At 66.0% G+C, this 3,572-nt stretch carries 5 protein-coding genes and 2 pseudogenes; 5 read left to right on the top strand and 2 right to left on the bottom strand.

What is annotated here, in order from left to right:
* Positions 1-237: pseudogene (locus EOA60_RS39175) on the bottom strand (hypothetical protein); the annotation flags it as partial.
* 53 nt (positions 238-290) lie between these two features.
* Here EOA60_RS39175 and EOA60_RS23885 point away from each other — a divergent pair.
* From EOA60_RS23885 to EOA60_RS23905, 5 genes are all read left to right on the top strand, one after another.
* On the top strand, positions 291-713 hold the full coding sequence (locus EOA60_RS23885; RefSeq protein WP_127217095.1) for a VOC family protein: 423 nt from the start codon (positions 291-293) through the stop codon (positions 711-713).
* 25 nt (positions 714-738) lie between these two features.
* Positions 739-1,101: a DoxX family protein gene (locus tag EOA60_RS23890; protein WP_095823628.1), complete on the top strand. Its 363-nt coding sequence runs from the start codon at positions 739-741 to the stop codon at positions 1,099-1,101.
* Positions 1,102-1,211: 110 nt separating this feature from the next.
* The gene (locus EOA60_RS23895) at positions 1,212-1,664 is read left to right on the top strand and encodes a hypothetical protein (RefSeq protein ID WP_095823627.1); all 453 of its coding nucleotides are present in this window, start codon (positions 1,212-1,214) and stop codon (positions 1,662-1,664) included.
* Between the two features lie 198 nt (positions 1,665-1,862).
* The gene (locus EOA60_RS23900; RefSeq protein ID WP_128311996.1) at positions 1,863-2,444 is read left to right on the top strand and encodes a TetR/AcrR family transcriptional regulator; all 582 of its coding nucleotides are present in this window, start codon (positions 1,863-1,865) and stop codon (positions 2,442-2,444) included.
* Positions 2,441-3,277, top strand: coding sequence for a DMT family transporter (locus EOA60_RS23905; RefSeq protein WP_095823625.1), 837 nt, complete (start codon positions 2,441-2,443; stop codon positions 3,275-3,277). Before EOA60_RS23900 ends, EOA60_RS23905 begins: the two co-directional genes overlap by 4 nt.
* A 20-nt stretch (positions 3,278-3,297) precedes the next feature.
* Here the strand turns inward: EOA60_RS23905 and EOA60_RS23910 are convergent.
* Positions 3,298-3,572, bottom strand: a pseudogene (locus EOA60_RS23910) (TetR/AcrR family transcriptional regulator); the annotation flags it as partial.

Here is a 3,572-nt window from a genome sequence, read left to right on the forward strand (position 1 = left end):
CTGCTTCGCCATGCGATGCACCCAGACGGCGGAGAAGGCGCCGGCCAGGCCTCCCGGGGCGGGCCGTTCCCGAAAGAAGCCGGTGGTCTGCGCCAGGACCGCTTCCATATCTTCTCCGATCTGCTTCGGCGTGCTCTGGCGGGTCCGCTTCGGCCATTTTTGGCCGAAATCTTCAATGCGGGTCGCTTCCGCCGTGGCAAAACGGATGCAGCCTCTTGGCGCGTCCAGCGCCTTCACCGCGCCGCATCCGGTCGCGGATGTGGTGACGAATATAGAAGGGAGTGAGAGAAATGAAAGCTCGCATCACCGTCTTTACCCTTGGCGTCGACGATCTGGAGGCGTCGCTCAAATTCTATCGCGACGGCCTGGGCCTGCCGACCGAAGGCATCATCGGCCGCGAGTTCGAGCACGGCGCCGTCGCCTTCTTCGAGCTTGCCGGCGGCTTGAAATTCGCGATCTTCGAGCGCGCGAGCATCGCCCTCGACGCCACCGTGCCGCAGAGCAGCCGCAGTCCGACCGAGTTCACCATCGGCCACAACGTGTCGAGCGCGGCCGAGGTCGACGCTGCGATGGCCGAGGCCGTCAAGGCCGGCGCGCGCGTCGCCAAGCCGGCGCAAAAGACCTTCTGGGGCGGCTATGCCGGCTATTTCCAGGATCCCGACGATCATCTCTGGGAAGTCGTCTACAACCCCGCTTTCATCCCGAAGGATTGACCCGGAAGCCTGGCAGGAGGTCGACATGTCGATCGATACCGTTCAGGCGATAGGCGCGCTTCTCATCGGCGGCGTGTTCGTCTTCGCCGGCATCGAGCACTTCCTGAAATTCAAGGCGATGTGCGACTATCTGGCGAGCCGGAAGTTTCCGGCTCCCGCTGTCATGCTGGCAGCCGGCTCAGCGCTCGAGGTCGTCGCCGGCCTGATGCTCGCGCTCGGCCGTGCCGTGCCTTTCGCCGCCGGCGCGCTTGTCCTGTTCACGCTGGCGACGAACGTCGCGCTGCTGCGCTTCTGGGAGTCCGAAGAGCCGGAGCGGCAGGTGCTGCGCAAAGCCTTCCTGATCAACCTGGCCGTCATCGGCGGACTGCTGGTGGCGGGAACGGCCTGACAGCCGGACCGCATCTGGAACGATGATTTGGGAAACCATTGTCTTCACAACCGCTTGACCGCCGCCGGGCGAATCCGCACAGTGCGCGCAACCGACCTTGAGAGGCTGTCATGACTCGCTTCGCCCATTCCGCCCTTGCCGCGCTGATTTCGCTTCTGACGCCGCTTGGCACGTCGCTTGGTTTCACCCAGGCAGCGCAGGCCGCCGACCTTGCCGTTTCAACCGAGGATGACGGCAGCGTCTGCGGCGAGGCCTGGGTGCTGAGCAAGATCACCGATCGCTTCAGCTATCAGGTTCATCATGTGCCGCACCTGCCGGATGTCGCGATCACCGATTTCCATAACATCCGCCTGCATCGTTATCTGCCGTCGAGCGAGAGATGGCCGATCGGCCGGCACTATTGCCGCGCCACCGTCAGCCTGTCGGACGGCCGCGACCGCTCGATCTTCTACCTGATCGAGGAAGGCCAGGGCTTCGCCTCGATCGGCGACAATGTCGAGTTCTGCGTCTCCGGCTTCGACCGCTGGATGGTTTATAACGGCCGCTGCCGCGTGCTTCGATAAGAAGCCGCCGATCCATTCCCCGGTCTGCGGGCTTCAGGTCGCACCCCACTCCGTTCGGCCCGTCGACGGCATCAGTCCCATCGCGAATATTGTGAGCTTGCCGGCCATCGCCGGAAGGCAAATCGGCTAATGGCTGCCGATTGACAACTGTCGAACTGTCGCCTTAAAAGAGACAGACCTGTCTCATCACGCGGCGACATGATGCCCTCATCGCCTTCCGCCAAACGCCAGCATGTCGTCGACAGCGCGTATTCGCTGTTCAAGCGCGACGGCTTCCACGCCACCGGCATCGATCGCATTATCGCCGAGGCCGACATCGCCAAGATGACGATGTACCGCCACTTCCCGGCGAAGGACGATCTGATCGTCGCGGTGCTGGAGCACCGCGCGGCGCGTTTCGAACGCCAGCTCGACCGGCGGGCAGCGTGGGGGGACAGGGCGGAAGCGAAGAGCTTCACGATACTGGACTGGCACGAACGCTGGTTTCGCGATCCGGATTTCCACGGCTGCCTGTTCGCGCACGCGCTCGCCGAGTTCGGCGATCCCGATCATCCGGTGTTCAAGGCAGCCAGCCGCCAGAAGAAGGGTTTGCGGGCGCGCCTGCGCGCCATCCTGGAAGAAGAGATGCCGTCGGAGCGGGCCGAGGGCGTCGCCACGGCGCTGCTGATGCTGATCGAAGGCGCGACGCTGATGGCCCAGATGGGGGAGGCTGATGCCGCCATCGCCAATGCGCGCAAGGCGGCTTCCGCCATCCTCGCCGGAGCGCGGGTCCCCCAATGAACGCGACGGTCGTTGGGCTCGCGCTGTCCGCGGCCATTTTGCATGCCAGCTGGAACGCCTTCCTACGGACCGGGGCCGACAGGCTGTGGACGGTCACAGTCATGAGCTTCTCGAGCACTGCCGCTGCTATTGTCCTGGCGCTCTTCCATCCGCTGCCGGCTGCGGCTGCCTGGCCCTATGTCGTGCTATCGGCCGTCCTTCAGGTCGGCTACAGCGTGTTCCTGGTTGCCGCCTACCGCTATGGCGAGCTCGGGCAGGTTTATCCGATCGTGCGCGGCAGCGTGCCGCTGCTGGTGGCGCTCGGCGGCTTCCTGCTGGCCGGCCAGCGGCTCGCCGCGCCGGAACTCATCGGCGTCGCGCTGGTCGCCTGCGGCATTATGGGTCTGTCAGTCGGGCGGGGCAGGGCCTCAGTGACATCGATCCTCTACGCGTTGGCCACCGGCGTCATCATCGCGGCCTATGCGACGGTCGACGCGATCGGCGTGCGCGTCGCCGGCGACAGCGCCGCCTACACCGCCTGGGTGCTGCTGATCTACGGTGCCCTGCTGCCGGCGGCTTTCGTCGGCCTGCGCGGCAGGCTCATTGTCGACCTGCGTGCGCCGGAAACACGCAAGGCCTTGAGCGGCGGCCTATTCGCGCTGCTGGCCTATGGCGCGGTGGTCGCCGCCTTCGCGCAGGGGCCGGCCGGGCCGATCACCGCCATCCGCGAGACCAGCGTCGTCTTCGCGGCCTTCATCGGCCGCTTCTTCCTCGGCGAGCAGTTGACGCCGCTCCGTATCGGAGCCTGTGCCGTCGTCGCGCTGGGCGCGATCTGCCTCGGCTATCGACCCTGACGGCGTCGGTATCGCGCTGGTCACGCTCGCGCGCCCTGGCCGGACAGATAGGCGCAGATCAGCTCGCCGAGCTGCTTCTGCAGCTCCGGCGCATCGAGCATGTTGCGGCGCGCCGCATTGTGGATCACGCCCTCGACGGCTGAGGAGAGCACGCGCGCCACGGTCTCGGTATTCTTCAGGCGCCGGCGGTATTGCGCGACGGCCGCCGCATAGTGCTCGAGATAGCGGGCTTGGAACGAGGCATGCGCGGCGCGCGAGCCGCGGTCGCCCGGCGTCTCGTCGAGCAGCACCTGAT

The sequence above is a fragment of the Mesorhizobium sp. M1A.F.Ca.IN.020.06.1.1 genome (assembly GCF_004023265.1).
Taxonomy (GTDB): domain Bacteria; phylum Pseudomonadota; class Alphaproteobacteria; order Rhizobiales; family Rhizobiaceae; genus Mesorhizobium.

Coding starts and splice junctions, on each gene's coding strand:
- EOA60_RS23900 (WP_128311996.1), top strand. CDS start 1,863: ATGATGCCCTCATCGCCTTCCGCCAAACGCCAGCATGTCGTCGACAGC.
- EOA60_RS23890 (WP_095823628.1), top strand. CDS start 739: ATGTCGATCGATACCGTTCAGGCGATAGGCGCGCTTCTCATCGGCGGC.
- EOA60_RS23885 (WP_127217095.1), top strand. CDS start 291: ATGAAAGCTCGCATCACCGTCTTTACCCTTGGCGTCGACGATCTGGAG.
- EOA60_RS23895 (WP_095823627.1), top strand. CDS start 1,212: ATGACTCGCTTCGCCCATTCCGCCCTTGCCGCGCTGATTTCGCTTCTG.
- EOA60_RS23905 (WP_095823625.1), top strand. CDS start 2,441: ATGAACGCGACGGTCGTTGGGCTCGCGCTGTCCGCGGCCATTTTGCAT.